The following is a 20422-nucleotide window of genomic DNA, read 5'->3' as shown; positions in this document are numbered from 1 at the left end:
GCATTCGCCATGCGAGAGTAGGACACTGCCAGGCACCCAATACAAGAAACCCCGCTCAATGAGCGGGGTTTTTTATTGCCAGCAATTCAGCAAATAGCCTGATAATTGCCCCGTTTTATTCCCCTCCTCTTGAATTTCCAATCATCCCCGTCTGTTTCACTCATAAAAAATGGCCCAGAAAGCGTAAAATGGCGCTTTATTTCGTCGGAGATAGCCCATGTTTTGTCCAAAATGCGGCGGTCAAACCCTGCAGAGCGTCAGCCCCAAAGAGTTTCTCTGTGGCTGCGGTTTTCATTTTTTCCAGAATGTGGCGACGGCGGTGATGGTGGCGCTTTGCTGGCAGGATGAGGTGCTGGTTGCGGTGAGGGCCGGCAATCCGGGCAAAGGGTTGCTGGATCTGCCTGGAGGATTTGTCGATCCCGGCGAGTCGCTGGAGGTGGCGCTGGTGCGCGAGTTGCAGGAGGAGCTGGGGCTCGATGTTAGCGCTCATCCTTGCACCTATCTTGGCTCATTCCCCAATATCTATCCCTACGATGGCATCACCTATCACACCTGTGACACCTTCTTTGCCATCGTGCTGAGCGAAAAACCTGTCATCCAGCCGGCTGACGATGTGGCCGCCTGTCAGTGGCTGAAGATCAGCGATATCCCCTTGCCCCGTTTTGCTTTCGAGTCGACGCGCTCCGCGATGGCGCGGTTGCAGCAATCCCCTTTGCAAGCCTGATCCCTGCTGATGATATGGGGATTGGCAGCGACCATCCCTGTCTCATCCTTGTCCACTTTTGTCCCGCAGACGCCATTCGTCAGACGGTGAGTGGTATAGTCTGCAGTGGATCCGGATTCAAGGAGCATATCGTGAAGAAGATAGTTCTCATCTTGCTCGGCATCGCCGTGGCGGCCTTGCTGGCCATAGTGACGCTGATAAGCCTCATCGACCCCAATCAATTCAAGCCCCAACTGGCTGAACAGGTGCGCAAGAGCACGGGCCGCGAACTGGTGATGGCGGGGGAGATTGACTGGCGTTTCTGGCCGAGTCTCGGCCTTTCGCTGGAAAAGGTCGCTCTGCGCAATCCGGCCGGTTTTGCCGAGCCGGATCTGGTCCGTTTCGAGCAGGGCGAGGCCTCGGTAGCCCTGCTGTCGCTGCTCTCCCATCGACTGGAGATCGGCAAGGTGACCCTGAGTGGCGCCCATCTCTTTATCCAGACCAAGGCGGATGGCAGCTCCAATCTGAGCGGACTGTTCAAGGATGCCACTGCTGATACAAGCGAACCGGTCGCTCCCGCAGCTCCTGCGCCAACCGCTGATAACAAGCCCTGGCAGATCAGTTTGCAGGGTGTGGCGCTCTCCCAGGCCAGTGCGCTGGTGCAGGATGATCGCACCGGCACCTCGCTGCGACTGGATCGCCTCGATCTCGATATGGGGCAGCTGGCCACCGGTCAGTGGGTACCTGTGACGCTGGCCGCCAAGGGGAGTGCCGACAAGCTCGATTTCGATGTTAAAGGGCAGACCCAGGTCAAGCTGGCGCAGGAGGTGATGGCCAGCGAACTGAAAGACTTGAGCCTCAGTGGCAGTCTGAGTTACCCGTCCCTGCGACTCGACAGTTTCTCCATCAAGGGAGACCGACTGGCTCTTGGTGAGTGGAGCAACCTCACGTTGGCGCTGAAAGGAGCCAAGGTAGAGGGGCAGCAAGCTTTACTGGCTGGCTCGCTGGAAGGAACGCTCAAGGGACGGCTCGATAAAGAGATGAAGCTGGCCGAGCTCTCCGATGTGCTGCTGACGGCAGCGCTGGATGGTGATGCGCTGCCGCGCCCGCAGATGAAGCTGAAACTGGCCGGGTTTGCCCGTGCCGAGCTCGACAAGCAGTTGATTACCCTGAGCAAGCTGGTGATGAGTGCCGATGAGGCGCTGCTGAGTGGTGATGGAAGCGTGCAGCTTGGCGCTGTTCCCGCAATCAGCTTCGATCTCAAGGGGGAGAAGCTGGATCTCGACAAATGGCTCGCCAATTCGACACCGGCCACTCCAACACAAGCGAAAGAGGGCAAACCGGCGGCTGGTGCCTCAAATGCCGCAGCTGGTGGTAGTAAAGCGGTAAGCGGCAAGAGCGAAGCTCTTTCCACGGTCGAACCGGATCTGGGGGCGCTCAAAGGGGTGGATCTGGATGGTCGGCTGCAACTCGGCAGCCTGCGTCTGAAAGGGCTGGATCTTGGCGCCGTCGATCTGCAGGTGGCTCTGGCCAAGGGACTGCTGACGCTCAAACAGTTCAGCGCGACCGTGGCAGGCGGTCAGGTAAATGCGAACGGGGTACTCGACGCGCGCCAGCAGCCCGCCACCTACAAGGTGCACAAGCAGGTGGCCGGAGTGAACATTCGCCCCTTGTTGCAGACTCTGGCTCAGAGTGATCTGCTGGAGGGCAAGGGCGATCTCGATGTGCAGGTGCAGGGGCGTGGTCTCTCTGAGTTGGCACTGCGCAACGGGATGCAGGGCAAGGTTACCTTGAAACTGAGCGACGGTGCCCTGCATGGCATCAACCTGCCGGAGATGATTCGCGAGGCGCGGGCTACCCTCACCGGCAAGGGGGCCGAGCAGGTGAAGGAGGCGCGCAAGACCGACTTCAGCGCCCTGACCGCCAGCTTCCAGATTGCCAACGGCATCGCCCGCAGCAACGACATCCAGCTCTTTGCCCCGGCCTTGCGGGTCAAGGGGGAGGGGCAGATGGCGCTGGTGCCGGAGAGTCTCGACTTCCTGTTCCTCACCTCCATTGTCGAGAGCAGCAAGGGGCAGGGGGGCAAGGATGTGGACGAGCTGAAGGAGATCACCATTCCGGTGCGGATCGGCGGCCACTGGCAGGCGCCCAGCTACCAGCTCGACGTAAAGGCGCTGCTCAGCAACAACAAGCTGCTGGAGGAGAAGGCGCGCAAGGAGGCCGAACGCGGCCTCAAGAAGCTGCTGGGGGACAAGGCCGACAACGAGGCCGTCAAAGGGGTGGCCGACCAGCTGCTCAAGGGCTTGTTCAAATAGCCCCAGCCTTTCGTTTTATCTCCATGTAGAGCCCGCCTCGTGCGGGCCCTTTTTCATTGCCGCTAGCGGGAATTACTCCCCCAGCAGCAGTTGCCAGACTGCCAGCACATGGCCTCGTTCGGTCAGTAACTGGTCGTCGCTCACCTTGCGGGAGATCTCCGAGAGGTTGAGGCGATGGCCGAGGTTGCGGATCTCCAGATAGGCGTGCTTGAGCCCCTCCGCCTGCTCCAGCGTGAGTACCCCCGCCAGCACGCACTCATCGAAGATGCGCACGTTATCGGACCAGCGGGTGAGCGCCTCGGGTTCACCGCAGGCGTGGGCCAGCACCAGGTACTGGGCGATGAACTCGATGTCCACCATGCCGCCGGGGGACTGCTTGAGGTCGAACTCGCCGGCGCCCGCCTTGAGCAGGTGATCCCGCATCTTGTGGCGCATCTCGCGCACCTCGCGGGCCAGGGTCGGCAGTTCGCGCTCCTTGGCCAGCACGGCGCGGCGGATGCGGGCAAACTCGGCAACGATGGCGTCATCGCCATAGATGGGGCGGGCCCGCACCAGTGCCTGATGCTCCCAGGTCCAGGCCTCGTTTTGCTGATACTGCTCATAGGCCGAGAGGGACGAGACCAGCAGGCCGGAGTCGCCGGAGGGGCGCAGCCGCATGTCGATCTCGTAGAGAATGCCGGAGGGGGTGCGGGTGCTGAACAGGTGCAGGATCCGCTGTGCCAGGCGCAGGTAGAACTGGCGGCTGTCGATGGGTTTGCGCCCGTCGGTGTAGCTGTTGGGGTCGCCGCCGTGCAGGAACACCAGATCGAGATCCGAGCCGTAACCGAGCTCGATGCCGCCGAGCTTGCCGTAGGCCACTACCGCAAAGCCGCGCTGACCGCTCACCGCCACCTCGGGCGGTACCCCGTAGCGCTCGCTCATCTGGGCCCATGCCTGATTGACCACCTCCTCGGTGATCGCCTCCGCCAGCCAGGTGAGGTGGTCGCTCACCTTCATCAGCGGCAGGGCGCCGGCGATGTCGGCCGCCACGATGCGCAGCAGCTGCACCTGCTTGAACTGGCGCAGTGCCTCCATCTGCTGCTCCACATCCTCTTCGGGGATGCGCAGCAGGAACTGGCGCAGCTGGGGTTTGTACTGATCGAGCGGGGTGGGGTGATAGAGGTGCTGGGGATCGAGCAGCTCGTCCAGCAGGATGGGGTAGCGGGCCAGCTGCTCGCTCACCAGATGGCTGGCGTCGCACAGCCGCACCAGCTGGCGCAGGGCGCCCGGGTTCTCCGCCAGCAGCTGCAGATAGGCGCTGCGGGTGAAGATGCGGGTCAGCAGCTCGCACACCCGTTCGAACAGGCGGGCAGGTTGCTCGCTGGCGACCACCAGTCGCAGCAGCTCCGGCATCAGCCAGTCCAGCGCGATGCGCCCCTGCGGCCCTACCTGACGTCGCTTGTACTCCTCCTTGAAGCGCAGCAGGGCACCGCAGAGCGGAACGGGCTCGGCCACCCCCTGCGCGGTCAGCAGCTGCTCCAACTCGGCGGCGTCGAGCTCGGTGCGCCACAGATCGAGCCAGAGTTGCTCCAGATGGGCGGGGGCCTCTTTCTCTTCCCCCACCACGGCGGCAAACTCCTGATGGACGGCCGCCATCTCCTCGTCCAGATGAGCCATGAAGGCGCCCCAGTCAGCAAAGCCGAGGGCGGCGACGAGCCGCTGGCGATCCCGCTCCTCGGTGGGCAGGGTCTGGGTCTGCTGATCGCCGATCTCCTGCAAGATGTTCTCGACCCGGCGCAGGAAGCGGTAGGCCGTCAGCAGGCGGTTGCAATGGGTGGATTCGAGGGCGCCGCACTGGGCGATGGCGGCCAGCGCCTCTGGCAGATGGCGCACCCGCAGCGCCGGCTCACGCCCGCCGCGAATAAGTTGCAGCGCCTGGGCGATGAACTCCACCTCGCGAATGCCGCCAGCCCCCAGCTTGATGTTGCCCTCCAGCCCCTTGCGGCGCACCTCGGCGGCGATCATCGCCTTCATCTGGCGCAGGCCGTCGATGACGCCGAAGTCGATATAGCGGCGAAACACGAAGGGGCGCAGCATCTCGGCCAGCTCTACCGCATGTTCGCACTGGGGCCCCAGCACCCGCGCCTTGACCATGGCGTAGCGCTCCCAGTTGCGGCCGTGGTGCTGGTAGTAATCCTCCATGGCGGCAAACGAGATGGCCAGCGGCCCCGCGTCACCAAAGGGGCGTAAGCGCATATCGACCCGAAACACCTGACCGTCGACCGTGCTCTGGTGCAGGGCGTTGATGATGCGCTGGCCCAGCTTGATGAAGAATTGCTGGTTGGCGAGCTCGCGTCGCCCGCCGACCGTGTAGCCGTTCTCGGGGAAGGTGAAGATAAGGTCGATGTCCGAGGAGAAGTTGAGCTCGCCGCCCCCCAGCTTGCCCATGCCGAGAATGAGCAGCGGCTGCGGGTTGCCGTTGCCGTCCATCGGGGTGCCCAGCTCGCCGCACTGCTTGGCGTAGAGCCAGTCGCGGGCGGCGCAGATAAGCGCATCCGCCAGTCTGGTGAGGTGGATAAAGCTCTCTTCCACCGCCGCGTGACCCAGCAGCTCGCGCCAGGCGATCACCAGCATGCGGCTGCGACGGAACTGGCGCAGGATGCGCTTGAGCGCCTCTTCGTCGTCCACCTCGGCGAGCATGGCGGCCAGATCATGCTGGTAGGTGGGCCAGCGTTCGGAGCGCTCCAGCTCTCCGGAGGCGAGCAGCTCGGTCAGCAACTCAGGCTGTTTGAAGAGGGAATCGGCGACAAAATCGGAGAGACCGAGCAGGGTCAGCAGGGTCTGGTGCACCGGCTCGGGCTGCGTGCCGTAGTCGGGGGCCAGTTCAATCAGCCGTTGCCAATGGCGCTGGGCCAGCTCCTGCAGCAGGGGGGAGAAGGCGGAGAAAGAGGGAGAGTGCTGGGCCACGGTTGCCGTCCTTGTGATTAACGAAACTGCCGGATAAAAAGCTGGCTGCCAATCTAGCACTGTCGGGCCCCCGCGTCACAGCGCAGGGGCGAGAAGCATGATCCGGCAAATAAAAATGGGCTCCCTGTCGGGAGCCCATCGGATTGCGCTGGTCATTATCAGTGGCTATCGACCCAGAAGAACTTGAGGACGAACAGCAGGGCAACCACCAGCACGCAGGGGTTGATTTCGCGCCAGCGGCCGGTGCCCGCCTTCATCACGCAGTAGGAGATAAAGCCAACTGCGATCCCCTCGGTGATGGAGAAGCTGAACGGCATCATGACGGCGGTCATAAAGGCCGGTACCGCTTCGGTCAGATCTTCCCACTTCACTCGGGTCAGCTCGGAGCACATCAGCACGCCCACATAGATAAGGGCGCCAGCGGCGGCATAGGCCGGCACCATGGCGGCGACCGGGGAGAAGAAGATCGCCAGCAGGAACAGCAGGCCGACCACGATGGCGGTTAGACCGGTACGGCCGCCGACGGCGACGCCGGAGCTGCTCTCGATAAAGGCGGTAACCGAGGAGGTGCCCATGAAGGCGCCGCCGACGGAGCTCACGCTATCAACCATCAGCGCCTGTTTCATGCGCGGGAAGTGGCCCTTGTCATCGGCCAGCTTGGCGCGGTTGGTGACGCCGATCAGGGTGCCGGAGGAGTCGAACAGGTTGACCAGCATAAAGGAGAAGATGATCCCGGCGAGGCTGATATCGAGCGAGCCCATCAGATCCAGCTTGCCGAACACCGGTTCGATGCTGGGGGGCATGGAGACAAAGCCCTTGAAGGTGACATCGCCAAACAGCCAGCCCAGACCCGTGGTGACCACAATGGCGATCAGCACGGCGGAGTGGACGCCGCGAGCGGAGAAGATGCAGATCAGGAAGAAACCGAGCAGACCCAGCAGGCAGGGCAGGGAGGTGAGGTTGCCCACGGTCACCATAGTCGCAGGGCTGGCCACGACGATCCCTGCGTTGTGCAGGCCGAGCAGGGCGATCAGCAGACCGATACCGGCGGTGATGCCGACCCGCAGGGTGAGCGGGATGTTGCCGATCAGCCAATAACGCACCCGCAGCAGGGTGAGGATCAACAGACCCATGGCACCCCAGAAGATGGTGCCCATGCCCACTTGCCAGGAGTAGCCCATACCCGCGACCACCACGAAGGCGAAGAAGGCGTTGAGGCCCATGGCGGGGGCCAGCGCGATCGGCAGGTTGGCCAACAGGCCCATCAGGATGCTGCCGATACCGGCGATGAGGCAGGTGGTGACGAACACGGCCTGGGTGTCCATGCCCGCCGCAGAGAGGATCTGCGGGTTGACGAACACGATATAGACCATGGTCAGGAAGGTGGTGATACCGGCAATCACTTCGGTACGGGCGGTAGTGCCATGGCCTTGCAGGGCAAACAGGCGCTCAAGCAATCCTTGCCCGGCGGCCTGATTGGCAGCTTGGTGTTGTTGATTCATGTTGGATTCCAATAGGTGACGTGAAATAAGCAGCAGGGGAACGGGCTATCCCATCCATGCGGGGTAAATTGCCCTGTTTCTGGCGGTTAAGTAACCAGACTCGTCCTGATACCGTGACAGCGCGCACATTTTTACACAGGCGGCGCCGTTTACAAACCCCGGATCTGCGAAGCAGATCAATGAATAGAGCAAAAATTCAAACGTTTGCTTTTTGAGCATGAAAAAAGGTTCTCAGCAGAGAACCTTTTATCGAAAATTGGGGGCTTACAGGGTTTTGAAGTAGCGCTCGACCAGCTGGGCCAGCACCGAGTCGAGTCGGTCTTGTACCTCACCCAGTTCGCGGCCGAAGCGGCGCAGAAAGAGGATGGCCTGCTCTTCGGTCAGCTTGCGCCCCTCGATAAAGAACTCCTGCTCCGGCAGTTGCTTGTCGTAGCGGGGGATCAGCACCCAGCTCACCAGCTCGGGATCCACAGCGGCAAAAATCTTGGCGGCAGCGGCACAGAAGGTCTCTATGTGCTCCTTGCCATCCGGCCCGAGGCAACCCGGTTCAACCCGGATCTGGATGGTGAGTTTTTTCTCTATGGGGGTCGTCATCGTGCTACATCCATGCAAAGGCATCCGTCTAGGATTGTAAGCCAAAAGACAACAGAAAGGGGAGCCGGAGCTCCCCTTGTGACGTTGGTCGCAGCTGCGATGGTACGGCTTGTACCGACTGACAGCTTACTTGGCGATGCGCTTGTACTTGGCGCGGTGCGGCTGGATGGCCTCGGCGCCGTAGGTCTTCTTCTTCCACTCTTCGTATTCGGTGAAGTTGCCTTCGAAGAATTCGATCTTGCCCTCGTCCTGATAGTCCAGGATGTGGGTGGCGATGCGGTCGAGGAACCAGCGGTCGTGGGAGATGACCATGGCGCAACCCGGGAACTCCAGCAGGGCGTTCTCGAGGGCGCGCAGTGTTTCGATATCCAGATCGTTGGTCGGTTCATCCAGCAGCAGCACGTTGCCGCCGGTCTGCAGCAGCTTGGCCAGATGCAGACGACCGCGCTCACCACCGGAGAGTTCGCCAACCCGCTTCTGCTGGTCGGAACCCTTGAAGTTGAAGCGGCCGATATAAGCCCGGCTCGGGAACTCGTAGTTGCCGATGCGCAGGATATCCTGACCGTCAGCGACCTCTTCGAATACCGTCTTCTTGTCATCCATGCTGTCGCGGAACTGATCCACAGAGGCCAGCACCACGGTGTCACCCAGGGTGATGGTGCCGGAATCCGGCTGCTCCTGACCCGACATCATGCGGAACAGGGTCGACTTACCGGCACCGTTCGGGCCGATGATGCCGACGATGGCACCCTTCGGAATGGAGAAGGAGAGATCGTCGATCAGCACCCGATCACCGTAAGATTTGCGCAGGTTGGCCACTTCCACCACCTTGTCGCCGAGGCGCGGTCCGGGCGGAATGAACAGCTCGTTGGTCTCGTTGCGCTTCTGGTAGTCGTTGGTGTTGAGCTCTTCGAAGCGAGCCATACGGGCCTTTGACTTGGCCTGACGCCCTTTCGGGTTTTGACGAACCCACTCCAGCTCTTTCTCGATGGACTTGCGACGGGCAGCTTCGGAACTTGCTTCCTGCGCCAGACGGGCGTCCTTCTGCTCCAGCCAGGAGGAGTAGTTGCCTTCCCACGGGATACCTTCGCCGCGGTCCAGTTCCAGGATCCAGCCCGCCACGTTGTCGAGGAAGTAACGGTCGTGGGTGATGGCCACTACAGTGCCTTCGTAGTCGTGCAGGAAGCGCTCCAGCCAGGCCACGGATTCCGCATCCAGGTGGTTGGTCGGTTCGTCCAGCAGCAGCATGTCCGGCTTTTCCAGCAGCAGACGGCACAGTGCCACACGGCGGCGCTCACCACCGGAGAGGTGCTTGATCTTGGCATCCCATGCCGGCAGGCGCAGGGCATCGGCCGCCCGCTCCAGCTGGTTTTCCATGTTGTGGCCGCCCTGAGCCTGGATGATGGCTTCCAGCTCGCCCTGTTCGCGGGCCAGCTTGTCAAAGTCGGCATCCGGGTCGGCGTAGGCCGCATAGACCTCGTCCAGCCGGGCCATGGCGCGCTTCACTTCGCCAACGGCCTCTTCGACCGCTTCGCGTACTGTCTGCTCCGGATCCAGCTTCGGCTCCTGCGGCAGGTAGCCAATCTTGATGCCGGGTTGCGGGCGGGCTTCCCCTTCGATCTCGGTGTCGATGCCCGCCATGATGCGCAGCAGGGTCGATTTACCGGCGCCGTTCAGACCCAGCACGCCGATCTTGGCGCCCGGGAAGAAGCTCAAGGAGATGTTCTTGAGAATATGACGCTTGGGCGGCACTACCTTGCCGACCCGGTTCATGGTGTAAATAAATTGAGCCATTGGCTAATTCTCTTCCTTTTCAGCAGGTTAATGTCTTGGCATTAACAGACTGATGTCGTGGTGGGGCCAGGTCGACACGCCGTCAACCGGGTTCCAAAAAACCCGTCGATTGTAAACCAACGGACGAGGGGGGGCAAAGGCGGCACCCGGCTATGTCCTCCCTTTGCCAACAGGGTCACGCCTTGCTGCATCAGCCGTGCAATTTGGGCATGATGTGGGCTGCTGTTTTGTCCAGGAGCCGTCATGATCCCATCTCCTCAAGTTCCCTCACTGGCCACCTTTCTCTGCTCCATGGGATTGGATGCCGCCCTGAGCGAAGCCCTCTGTCAGCGTTTGCCACGGCAGACGCTGCGCGCCGGTCAGGCACTGTTGGCGCAAGGGGCCGAACAGGAGGGGGCCTTCTATATCGAAACGGGCATCGCCCGTGCCTGCCACTACAATCAGGACGGGCAGGAGCGCTGCAAGGAGTTCTACTTCGAAGGGGAGCTCTGCCTGCTCTATGACAGCTGGCTTACGGGGTTGCTCGCCCGCTATCAGCTGGAGGCGCTGACGGAGCTGCAGGTGCCGATCGCCCTGCTGGATGAGCCCATCTGGCAGCCGGTCTGCATGGCCCTGCTGCGCCAGCAGCTCGGTTACAAGGAGCGCAAGGAGGCGTTTTTGCTGCTCCACTCCCCCGAAGAGCGTTATCGGGAGCTCTGCCACACCTTCCCCCACTGGCCTGCACGACTGACCCAAGTACAGCTCGCCAACTACATCGGCATCAGCCCGGTCACCTTGTCACGGATCCGCAGGCGCATTAACACGGGTTAATGCCGCTCTCCGGCCATCCCCTCATGCTGCGCCATCCAAATGACGGACGAGGGGTGGATGATGTCGCTGTTTCTGTGGTCGCAACTGGTGGTGAGCCTGGCCTTGTTGCTCGATCTGTTGTCGTTTCAGTTGCGGGATCGTCGCAGGATCCTGGCCTGTCTGGCCCTCTCCTGCACCCTCAATGCCGGTCACTTTGCCCTGCTCGGGCAGTGGTCGGCCGCCAGCCTGTTGCTGCTGGCCAGCGTGCGCTTTCTGGTGAGTATCTGGCTGGTTCGCCGCATCTTGATGTGGTTTTTCATGGGGTTGGCCTTTGCGGCTGCGCTGGCGACCTATCAGGGCGTACTCTCACTGATCGGGCTGCTGGCCAGCCTGCTGCAAACCCGGGCCGCATTTTGCCCGGATGATCGCCAACTGCGGCGCTGGATGCTGCTCGGCACCCTCTGCTGGCTGGTCAACAACCTGCTGGTGGGCTCTCCGGTCGCCGCGCTGATGGAGGGGCTGTTTCTGGTCAGCAATCTGGTGGGCTACTACCGCCACTATGGGCGCAGGGCATGTCCGGGGGGTTGATATCGGCTGTGGAAGAGAGCGCGGGGTAAGTCCTGTCTGATAGAGCTTACAAAGCAGAGAGGCCGCCATAGTGGCGGCCTCTCTGGCTCATCAGGCTTTGTTGAAGCTGTTGATGAGTGCTTTTGCGTAATCAATGACGAGCTGCTGGCAGTGGATGGCGGTCTGCGGATCGAACTCCTCGCCATGCAGATCGGTATTGGAGAGCACCCGGATGCCGACAAAGGGCACCTTGTAGGCCTCGGCGACCAGCGCTGCGGAGGAGGTCTCCATCTCTTCTGCTGCAGTGTTGTAGGTCTGATGCAGCCAGTTGATGCGGGCCACCTGGCGGTTCCACTCATCGGCAGTGCCTATGATGCCGGCAACTACGCGGCCGTGGCGATAACGGTCGGCCATGCCAAGGGCGCGGCCAACCAGCTCGGGATCGCCGCCAAAGGAGGAGTGCTCTACCAGCTTGCCTTTGTCACGCAGGCGCATGGTGACCTCGAAGTTGTGCCATTTGCTTGGGTCGACACCCTGCTCGGCCGACGTCAGATCACTGCGATAGGCCCCCATGTTGAAGCTTTTGGTACCGATAACGATATCGCCCCGGTGTAGCGCCGGATCATGGCCGCCTGCCGTGCCCTGATTGATGACGAGGCGCGGATGAAAGCGCTCCATGGCGAGAGTGGTGGCAGCAGCGGCATTGGCCAGTCCCACCTCGGTGCGAGAGACAACTACCGGATAACCCGAGAGGGTACCCTGCCAGTAGGTCCAGGCGCCGACGGTCAGCTCCTGCTTGTCCTTGAGGGCGGCCACCAGCGTCTCGACTTCGACGTCCATCGCTCCCTGGATCAGGATGGGTGCTGGCGCCGGAGTGGCCGCCATGATGGAGGAGGAAAAGAGTGCAAACAGCGTGAGCAGGCGCGAGCAACGTTTGATGAAATTCATGGGATACCTGTTGGTCTGGCAAGAAAGCGCCGGATCCTACCGAAAGGAAAACGATTGCGCAAATGGTGGTACGTTTTTTGTCAATAGCGTGCAGCTAGTCGAACAGGTTCAGGGCTGTTTATGGCCAGCGAAGTAGAGCACCCGTTTGACATACTCCCGGGTCTCGTCATAGGGGGGGATCCCGCCATAGCGTTCCACCGCTTTTTCCCCGGCATTGTAGGCCGCCGAGATCCGCACCCAGTCGCCATTGAAGCGGCGATCCAGCCACTTGAGATAACTGACGCCACCCTTGATGTTCTGTGCCGGATCAAATGGACGAGTTACCCCGAATCGCTGCTGGGTCTCGGGAATAAGCTGCATCAGCCCCTGGGCATTCTTGGGTGAAACTGCGCGGCTTTCGAGATTGGATTCGGCAATGGCGATGGCCAGTACCAGCCTGGCATCCACCTTATGGTGTTTGGCTGCGTGGCGCAGCATGATGACCAGTTTTTGCTTTGCGGGTGGCTGGTGGGCAATCCAGGTGTCGACATTGAAGGGGGTGGAGGGGAATTGTGCCAGATAGCCACCCTGTCCGCCACGGATCCCGACACCGCACTGATCCCCCATGGGGGCATTGCCGATACGGGCGTTGTAGTAACGGGCAGCCTGTCGGTTACCAAGGCGCATCGCCATGGCGAGGTAGCTGTTGGCCAGCTTGGCGCTGCGCACCGAGGCGGGGCCGATGGCAAGCAGACGACCGATCCGGAAGTAACCTTCGGGGTTGCCGGTGCTGGCCGCGACACAGTAGAGGGCGATGGCCTGTTGCAGATTGCCGTGTTGCTGGGCCAGTTGACCCTGCTTGATCGCCGTCAGTGCCTTGGGGGCCTGTCTGAAATCCCTGCCTTGTGCCATCGCCTGCGGCGTACCTGCCAGTAACAACGACAAAAAAAGCAGCAAAAACAGACCGTTTTCACTGATGTTCCCCATGGGTGATCTCCTGCTTGAGTACAGAAGATATAGAGGAACATGGTAGCTATCGCCACGAACCCAGTGGATCCTGTTGTTATAGCCGGTTTATTTCAGAGAGCAAAACGGTATGGAACTAACGGTCTGTCGACAGTTTCACACCATTTTCATCGGGTTAGAAGTCGTGGTGATACTCATGCTCATCCAGCATGGCGGGAGGAAGCGCGCGATAGAAGCTGCCAATTTCGCAGGCGACCCAGAGCGAAAGCAGGATCAGCATGCTGATAAGGGGAAGCTGGGTGTGGTTCTGGGTCAGGGCATAGGCTGCGATGGCTGCGCCAAGCAGGAGAAGGGTTCGGATCATGAGGTAGCTCCTTGTCGTCATGGGGGGGCGTGGCCACGGACAGAGCGCCTGGGGTCGGGAGTGTCTCCCGGGTGGCACGAAGCGAGATGATTATATCGCGTCATGCCGCTGCCGGTCCGTGGTGTCATCACACTTTCCATCGTCATGGGTTTCGTATCGAGTTGGGCCCCGCCATATGCGGGGCCTGTGGTTGTGTAACGGTTAGAAGAGACCGCCGTTGCTATCGTCACTGTCGGCCCAGCCGCCACTCTGGCTATCGTCGTCGAGAAAACGGCTGCCAATATCGGGAGGTGAATCCCAGCCATTCCAGCTGACCGGTTCGGCATCGACCGGATTGGCGATGGGCGCTGGCGCTACGATGTCGATGATCTCCTCGGGCCGGTTGTGGTGAAACAGTCCACCGATCATGTCGGCCAGCATCACACCACCGGCCACACCTGCGGCGGTTTGCAGGGCGCCACCCAAAAAGGAGCTGGCACGGGACGCAGGTTGGGCAGGAGCGGTTACCGGTGGCGGAGTGAAGCGTGGGGGCGGGTTGTTTTCGCTACCAAACAGGCCGGAGAGGAAACTGCCGCCGCTCGGGGCGCTCTGGCTGGACTCCAGCTCCTTGATCCGCTCGTTGAGGCGAGTAAGGGCTGCCTGCTGTATCAGTAGCGCCTGGGTCATGTAGTAGGGGGCATCCGGCTGCTGGGCCAGATGTTGCCGGATCAGCTGATCCGCTTGTTGGTCTCGCTCGCTATCCCTGGCTTGCGCTTGCTTGAGGCGGTCGAACAGTCCATCGATCAGACCCTGTTCCTGTTGTTGCATCTCAAATCCTCGCTATGGTGCGCAGACAGTGCGTTCAGCCATCCTAAAACCCGCTGGACATCAGTGGTATCTGATTAACTCATCAATGACCGAGGGGTTGCCTCGATGTAGTCAGGAGGAAGCCCGGTAGTAATCGAGATACCAGCGCACGAACGCGGTAACCCCTTCCTTGATGGAGGTGGCTGGGCGCAGGCCGGTGAGGGTGTGGAGGGGCTCGTTGTCGGCCCAGGTGGCGTGCATGTCGCCCGCTTGCATCGGCAGCATCCGCTTGATGGCGGGCTTGTCCAGCGCCTGTTCCAGCGCCTCGATAAAGTCGAGCAGCCGCACCGGCTGACCATGACCGATGTTGAGGATGCGGTAGGGGGCGGCGCTCTCGGCAGGGCTCTGCTCGCCGGCATGCCAGTGAGGGTTGGGGCGAGGCGGTAGCTCGGCGACGGCGAGGATCCCCTCGACGATGTCGTCTATGTAGGTGAAGTCGCGGCTGAGATCGCCCTGGTTGTAGACGTCGATGGGCTCGCCTGCCAGGATGGCGCGGGTGAACTTGGTGATAGCCATGTCGGGCCGGCCCCAGGGGCCGTAGACGGTGAAAAAGCGCAGCCCTGTAGTGGGCAGACCGTAGAGCGCCGAGTAGGCGTGGGCCATCAGCTCGCTGCTCTTCTTGGTGGCGGCATAGAGGGAGACCGGGTGGTCCACCTGTTGATCGGCACTAAACGGCAGTTGTTCGTCCATGCCGTAGACCGAGCTGGAAGAGGCGTAGATGAGGTGCTGGATCCCGTGCTGGCGACACCCCTCCAGCACCGTCAGCATGCCGGTGAGGTTGCTGTCGGCGTAGGCAAACGGATTCTCCAGCGAGTAGCGTACCCCCGCCTGAGCCCCCAGATGGATCACGCGCTCGAAACCATGACGGGCAAAGAGAGTAGCCATCGCTTCGCGATCCGCCAGATCGACCCGTTCGAAGTGGAAATGGGGATAACTGGCCAATTGTGCCAGCCGCGCCTCTTTCAGACTCACCTCGTAGTAGTCGTTAAGGTTGTCGATGCCCACCACCTGATGACCCGCCGCGCAGAGCCGGCTGGCCACATGAAAACCGATAAAGCCGGCAACACCGGTGACCAGATAGGTCATGGTTGGGGTCCTGTGCAGATCATGGGGCTCCTGACAGTGATGAGAAAAGGGGGTTGCGCGCTTTGTAGCAGAGCCGGCGCGTTTGCGCCATGGCAAACCGCCTCTGTCGGCGCGGCATGCTGCATCTTGGTGCAGCAGGTGTCAATGCCAGATGACAGGCACCAGAATGGGGCGTTCAGCCTGACTGTTGTGATCCTTTTCACAAAAAATAGACTGGACCCCATAACGAAGCCCTGTGGACAGGGCTCGCAGCCCGCCCGCAACGGCAGGCGACAGACACTCTCTCTTTACTTCGCTTGGATACAGGTTATGGACAACACCTCGATTCGCACTGCTCATCCTATTTATGAGGATGTGCTGGCCCTGCTGACGGCGGCCGGCTTTGTTTCCCTCGGCATCTTTCTGTTTCATCAGGTTGGCCTGCTCACCGGCGGGACTGCCGGGCTGGCGCTGCTGCTGCAAAAGGTGACCGGCATCAGCTTCGGCCTGCTGTTTTTCGGCATCAACCTGCCCTTCTATGCGCTGGCATGGCTGCGGATGGGGCCACGTTTTACCTTCAACACCTTTGTCTCGGTGGCGGCGGTCTCCTACATGACCGATCACCTCAACGGGGTGTTGCAGATCGGCAAGATAGAGCCTCTCTATGCGGCGCTGATCGGCGGCACCCTGATTGGCATGGGGCTGCTCATCATGTTCCGTCACAAGTCGAGTCTGGGGGGCTTCAACATTCTGGCGCTCTTTATTCAGGATCGTTTTGGCATCCGGGCGGGCAAGCTGCAGATGGGGCTTGATTGCGCCATTGTTGTCGCCTCGTTTTTCGTGGTGCAGCCCTGGATCCTGGCGCTCTCCATCGTGGCGGCGGTTATCTGTAATCTGGTGTTGACACTCAACCACAAGCCCGGCCGTTACCAGATTGCCTGACAAGCTGCGGCAGTGGCTCGATAAGACAAGCGTGACCCGATAGCACGAGGCGGCCTGATGGCCGCCTCGTCTGTTTCTACCCTGGGGTTTGTTCGCTGCGCCTAGCTCGCCTGCTCCAGCCTGCTGTCGCCGCTCATGGCGTTGCCGCTGATAGCGTGACCACCGACGGCGAGCGGGGTGTGGCAGGCCACCTGATGATGGGCCTCATCACACACCTCAAGCTTGGGCGCCTTGCTTTTGCACAACTCGGTCGCATGGGGGCAGCGCTGGTGGAAGTGGCAGCCGCTTGGCGGCGAGATGGGGGAGGGCACATCGCCGGTCAGCAAAATGCGCTGGCTGCGCCTGCGCGGGTCCGGTACCGGAATGGCGGAGATCAGCGCCTGGGTGTAAGGGTGGCGCGGCGCCAGATAGAGCGACTGGGCATCCGCCAGTTCGACGATCCGTCCCAGATACATCACTGCAATCCGATCCGAGATGTGTTTGACCACCGACAGATCGTGGGCGATGAAGATGATGGAGAGGTTCATCTCCCGCTGCAGGCTGAGCAGCAGGTTGACGATCTGCGACTGCACCGAGACATCGAGGGCCGAGACCGCCTCGTCGCATACCAGCAGCTTGGGCTTGAGGGCGATGGCGCGGGCGATGCCGATCCGCTGGCGCTGACCGCCGGAAAACTCGTGGGGGTAGCGATCCACCGCGCTGCCCGGCAGGCCCACTTTCGCCAGCAACTCCTGCACCCAGCCGCGGCGCTGCTCAGTGTTGCCTTTACCGTGGATGATAAAGGGCTCCTCCAGGATCTGGCCCACGGTGTGGCGGCTGTTGAGGGATTCTGCAGGATCCTGAAACACCATCTGCATCTCCTGACGCAGGGAGCGCATCTCCTTCGGGCTGAGGGCGGTGATATCGCGCCCCTCGAAAGTGATGATGCCCGCGGTCGGCTCGAACAGCTTGAGCAGGCTGCGCCCGAGGGTGGACTTGCCGCAGCCCGACTCACCCACCAGCCCCAGCGTCTCCCCCTGTTTCAGGTCGAAGCTGATGCCATCCACCGCGTGAACCGTATATTGCTTGCGCAGGAACCCGCCTCCCAGCCGGAAGTGCTGTTTCAGATCCCTGACCGATAACAGAGTGCTCATGGGGTCAACTCCTTCCAGTAGTGACAGGCGACATGGTGGCGCGGATTGAGTTGCTCCACCGCCGGAATGGCGCTGATGCAGAGATCGGTCGCATGGGGGCAGCGGTTGGAGAAGCGGCAGCCAGCGGGCATCTCGTGCAGGGCTGGCACCTGTCCCTTGATGGTCTTGAGCAGGCTCTTGGGCTCATCCTCGAGTCGCGGGATCGAGCTCATCAAGCCGTGGGTATAGGGGTGACGGGGGTGGTCAAACAGCTCGAACACGTCGGCCTGCTCTACCGCCCGCCCGGCGTACATCACCACCACTTCGTCGCACAGCTCCGCCACTACCCCCAGATCGTGAGTGATAAAGATGATGGCCATCCCGGTCTGGGCCTGCAGCTCTTTCATCAGTTCGAGGATTTGGGCCTGAATGGTGACATCCAGCGCCGTGGTCGGTTCGTCGCAGATGAGCAGGTCTGGCTCGCAGGAGAGCGCCATGGCGATCATCACCCGCTGGCGCATACCGCCGGAGAGGTTGTGAGGGTAAACGGCAAAGCGCTGGGCCGGTTCCGGGATCCCCACCTTCTGCAGCATGGCAATGGCCGCGGCTTTGCGCTGGGCCTTGTCATACTCGGGGCGGTGGAGGCGAAACACCTCCATCAGCTGCTCCCCCACCGTCTGCACCGGGTTGAGGGCCGTCATCGGCTCCTGAAAGATCATCGAGATGCGGTTGCCGCGCACCTTGTACATCTGATCCGGCGCAAGCGACAGCAGCTCTTCCCCCTGAAAGCGGATGGAGCCGGCTACCACCTGACCATGGGGTTTGGGCAAGAGCCCCATGATGGCGAGTGAAGTGACACTCTTGCCACAGCCGGACTCGCCGACGATCCCCAGAGTCTGACCCGGGGCCACCTTGAAGCTGACCCCGTCGAGCACCTTGATCTTGCCGTCGTCGACGGCGAACTCCACTTCGAGATCGCGTACTTCGAGGATTGGGGCTGGGTGCTGGCCGCTATCAACGGCGAACTCCCCCCCGTTATCCGGTACGTCAAGAATGGAGGCCTGGGTGTTGGGCATAACGGCTGCTCCCTTCGCAATGGCCTGAATATCAATGACGTGCATAGGTCTTGTCGAGCAGGTTGATGGGCGCCAGCGCCTCCCCTGCCTCCTTGGCGTTGCGGGTCTCTTCCTTCACCTTGGGATCGAGCCAGAGCAAACCGCCACTACTATGAGGATAACCGTCCATCGGCCAGTAGAGCAGATCCGGCGTGTTCTTGGTGGCAGGCACCTCCGGCAGCATCACATAACGCCAGCTGCTGGCCCGTACATAGTTGAGCTGCACCCCGGGCACGAAGATGGCGAGATCATAGATGCGCTGCTGGATCTGCTGGGAGAGCTTGGCCCGCTTGGCCATGTCGAATTCGACGTTGTAGGCGTCGATCTGCGCGTCGAGCTCCTTGTCAGCCACGTTGAACAGGTTGTTGGTCTGCGGTTTGTTGGCGTTGGCGGAGTGGAAAAACTCCCAATATTGCGGATAGAGACCGCCGCCGCCCCAGCCAAGCCAGGCCGCTTCGTGTTTCTTCTCCAGCATCACCTTGAAGCCGGTGGCGCCATCCACTAGGTTAAGCTCCAGATCCAGACCCGCTTTCTTGGCCTCTTCTTTCAGCACGGTCAGTCGCTTGGAGTGCTCCTGACTGGTGTAGGTGAGCGCCAGCGTCAGCCGCTCACCCTTCTCATTTTGCAGGATGCCGTCCGGCCCCGGCTTGTTGTAGCCGCCCTTGGCAAAGTACTCCCGCGCCTTGCCGATGTCATAAGCCCGCTCCGGCAGCGTGATGTCAGTGAACTCGCCAAAGCCCGAGTCGAAGGTGGTGGCTCTGTCGTAATCGCCGCGCAGCACGGTCTCGATCATCTTGTCGATGTTGAAGGCGTGCTGGATGCCGAGGCGCACGTTCACGTCCGCCAGCTTGGGGTTGGCCACATTGAGGTGCACCCCCTGACCGCCCTGTTTGGTGTCGGTCATGGCCATTACCTTCTGCACGTAGCCTTTTTTGTACTCCGGGGTGACCGCTTTTTCATGCCACCAGTTGGGCAGGATCATCTCGAAGGTATCGATCTCCCCTTTCAGGAAGTGGCGAAAGGCGATGTTGTGGTCGCGGATCACCTGCACCTTGATGGTGTCGATGTTGAATCTGTGCTGGTTGTAGCGATCGTCTTTTGCCCACCAATCCTTCTGTTTGCTGAAGGTGACCGACTTGCCCTTCTTGACGTCGCTGATCACGTAGGGGCCGGTGGTGGGCACCACGGCCCAGTTGTACTGCTTCACCCAGTTGGGGGTCAGCTTGTAGTAGTGCTTGGGCTGGGGCCACAGCTCGGTGGTGTTGAGCAGGTCCATCTTGGCCTTGCGGTTGCCCGCTTTGACCATAATGGTGTGATCATCGATCTTCTCTACCGCTACCACTTCAGTGGTGTAGTAGTTGTTGAACCAGGGCCCCTTGATGTGTTTGGAGCGCATCATCTCGTAGCCGAAGGTGTAGTCGTCGGCATTGACCGGCTTGCCATCCGACCATTTGGCGCGGGGATCCAGCTTGAAGTAGACGGTCTGGCTGTCTGGCGCGATGGCCCAGTGGGTCGCGAGCGACGGAATGGGGTTGCCGGTATTGGGGTGGAAGCTGATGAGTCGCAACTGGTTATCGAGAATAAAGGAGCGGAACGATCCGTTGGAGTCAGGCCCCACGGTGCGGAACGTCAGCGGAAAGCTCTCCACAAACATATTGAGACTGCCGCCCGGCAGTGCCTTGGGGGAGGCGAACACAGGATCCGTCTCATTGGTCTCCCATTTGAGATCCGCGGGCAGGCTGGCCGCCCAGACCCAGGATCCGTTTACCAGCACAAAGAGAGCACCTATCCATTTGATTTTATTTTTCATGTTTGACTTCCAGGTCTGGCCCCTGCACTGGGGGTCTTGATTGATAACGGGATTATCCCTTGCTC

General features: G+C 61.1%; 17 protein-coding genes. 5 read left to right on the top strand and 12 right to left on the bottom strand.

Annotation, left to right across the window (positions count from 1 at the left end):
* The first annotated feature begins 217 nt into the window (after positions 1-217).
* Together G5154_RS15840 and G5154_RS15835 are read left to right on the top strand one after the other, a co-directional pair.
* Complete coding sequence (locus G5154_RS15840; protein ID WP_421251626.1) at positions 218-724, top strand: NUDIX domain-containing protein; 507 nt, start codon at positions 218-220, stop codon at positions 722-724.
* Positions 725-855: 131 nt separating this feature from the next.
* Positions 856-3018 (top strand): AsmA family protein, encoded by a 2163-nt coding sequence (locus G5154_RS15835; RefSeq protein ID WP_421251625.1) that lies wholly within the window; start codon positions 856-858, stop codon positions 3016-3018.
* A 72-nt stretch (positions 3019-3090) separates the two neighbouring features.
* On the opposite strand, the gene glnE is transcribed toward G5154_RS15835, so the two are convergent.
* The 4 genes from glnE to ettA form a co-directional block, all read right to left on the bottom strand.
* A complete protein-coding gene (glnE, locus tag G5154_RS15830; RefSeq protein ID WP_421251624.1) occupies positions 3091-5964 on the bottom strand; it encodes a bifunctional [glutamate--ammonia ligase]-adenylyl-L-tyrosine phosphorylase/[glutamate--ammonia-ligase] adenylyltransferase in 2874 nt (957 codons plus the stop codon).
* Positions 5965-6122: 158 nt separating this feature from the next.
* Positions 6123-7466 (bottom strand): NCS2 family permease, encoded by a 1344-nt coding sequence (locus G5154_RS15825; RefSeq protein ID WP_216979418.1) that lies wholly within the window; start codon positions 7464-7466, stop codon positions 6123-6125.
* 264 nt (positions 7467-7730) lie between these two features.
* Positions 7731-8060, bottom strand: coding sequence for a hypothetical protein (locus G5154_RS15820; protein ID WP_216979417.1), 330 nt, complete (start codon positions 8058-8060; stop codon positions 7731-7733).
* 126 nt (positions 8061-8186) lie between these two features.
* Positions 8187-9854, bottom strand: coding sequence for an energy-dependent translational throttle protein EttA (gene ettA / locus G5154_RS15815; RefSeq protein WP_216979416.1), 1668 nt, complete (start codon positions 9852-9854; stop codon positions 8187-8189).
* A 243-nt stretch (positions 9855-10097) separates the two neighbouring features.
* Between ettA and G5154_RS15810 the strand changes: the two genes are divergently transcribed.
* Both G5154_RS15810 and G5154_RS15805 read left to right on the top strand, forming a co-directional pair.
* Positions 10098-10664 (top strand): Crp/Fnr family transcriptional regulator, encoded by a 567-nt coding sequence (locus G5154_RS15810; RefSeq protein WP_421251623.1) that lies wholly within the window; start codon positions 10098-10100, stop codon positions 10662-10664.
* A gap of 57 nt (positions 10665-10721) precedes the next feature.
* Positions 10722-11231, top strand: coding sequence for a YgjV family protein (locus G5154_RS15805; RefSeq protein ID WP_421213144.1), 510 nt, complete (start codon positions 10722-10724; stop codon positions 11229-11231).
* A 90-nt stretch (positions 11232-11321) separates the two neighbouring features.
* Here the strand turns inward: G5154_RS15805 and mtnN are convergent, their stop codons facing one another.
* The 5 genes from mtnN to G5154_RS15780 form a co-directional block, all read right to left on the bottom strand.
* Entirely contained in the window at positions 11322-12158 is an 837-nt protein-coding gene (gene mtnN, locus G5154_RS15800) for a 5'-methylthioadenosine/S-adenosylhomocysteine nucleosidase (RefSeq protein ID WP_421251622.1), read from the bottom strand.
* A gap of 108 nt (positions 12159-12266) precedes the next feature.
* Entirely contained in the window at positions 12267-13124 is an 858-nt protein-coding gene (locus tag G5154_RS15795; protein WP_216979412.1) for a lytic transglycosylase domain-containing protein, read from the bottom strand.
* A gap of 154 nt (positions 13125-13278) precedes the next feature.
* Positions 13279-13467, bottom strand: a complete 189-nt coding sequence (locus G5154_RS15790; protein ID WP_421251621.1) for a hypothetical protein — start codon at positions 13465-13467, stop codon at positions 13279-13281.
* A 201-nt stretch (positions 13468-13668) separates the two neighbouring features.
* Positions 13669-14274 carry a DUF2076 domain-containing protein gene (locus G5154_RS15785; protein WP_421251620.1) on the bottom strand — a complete coding sequence of 202 codons (606 nt, stop codon included), beginning with the start codon at positions 14272-14274 and terminating at the stop codon, positions 13669-13671.
* A gap of 111 nt (positions 14275-14385) precedes the next feature.
* Entirely contained in the window at positions 14386-15399 is a 1014-nt protein-coding gene (locus tag G5154_RS15780; protein ID WP_421251619.1) for an NAD-dependent epimerase, read from the bottom strand.
* Between the two features lie 309 nt (positions 15400-15708).
* Between G5154_RS15780 and G5154_RS15775 the strand changes: the two genes are divergently transcribed.
* A complete protein-coding gene (locus G5154_RS15775) occupies positions 15709-16320 on the top strand; it encodes a YitT family protein (RefSeq protein WP_005349421.1) in 612 nt (203 codons plus the stop codon).
* 101 nt (positions 16321-16421) lie between these two features.
* On the opposite strand, the gene G5154_RS15770 is transcribed toward G5154_RS15775, so the two are convergent.
* Genes G5154_RS15770 through G5154_RS15760 form a run of 3 tightly spaced genes read right to left on the bottom strand, consistent with a single transcriptional unit; the run spans position 16422 to position 20357 of the window.
* Positions 16422-17453, bottom strand: coding sequence for an ABC transporter ATP-binding protein (locus G5154_RS15770; RefSeq protein WP_421251618.1), 1032 nt, complete (start codon positions 17451-17453; stop codon positions 16422-16424).
* Positions 17450-18508, bottom strand: coding sequence for an ABC transporter ATP-binding protein (locus tag G5154_RS15765; RefSeq protein WP_216979407.1), 1059 nt, complete (start codon positions 18506-18508; stop codon positions 17450-17452). The genes G5154_RS15770 and G5154_RS15765 overlap by 4 nt, the downstream gene beginning before the upstream one ends.
* A 31-nt stretch (positions 18509-18539) precedes the next feature.
* Positions 18540-20357 (bottom strand): extracellular solute-binding protein, encoded by a 1818-nt coding sequence (locus G5154_RS15760; protein ID WP_421263951.1) that lies wholly within the window; start codon positions 20355-20357, stop codon positions 18540-18542.
* Between the last annotated feature and the right edge of the window lie 65 nt (positions 20358-20422).

Source organism: Aeromonas sp. 600527, from assembly GCF_049175415.1.
Classification (GTDB): domain Bacteria; phylum Pseudomonadota; class Gammaproteobacteria; order Enterobacterales; family Aeromonadaceae; genus Aeromonas; species Aeromonas veronii_A.
The sequence above is the reverse complement of the archived record's forward strand: the minus strand, read 5'-3'. Positions and strand labels throughout refer to the sequence as shown.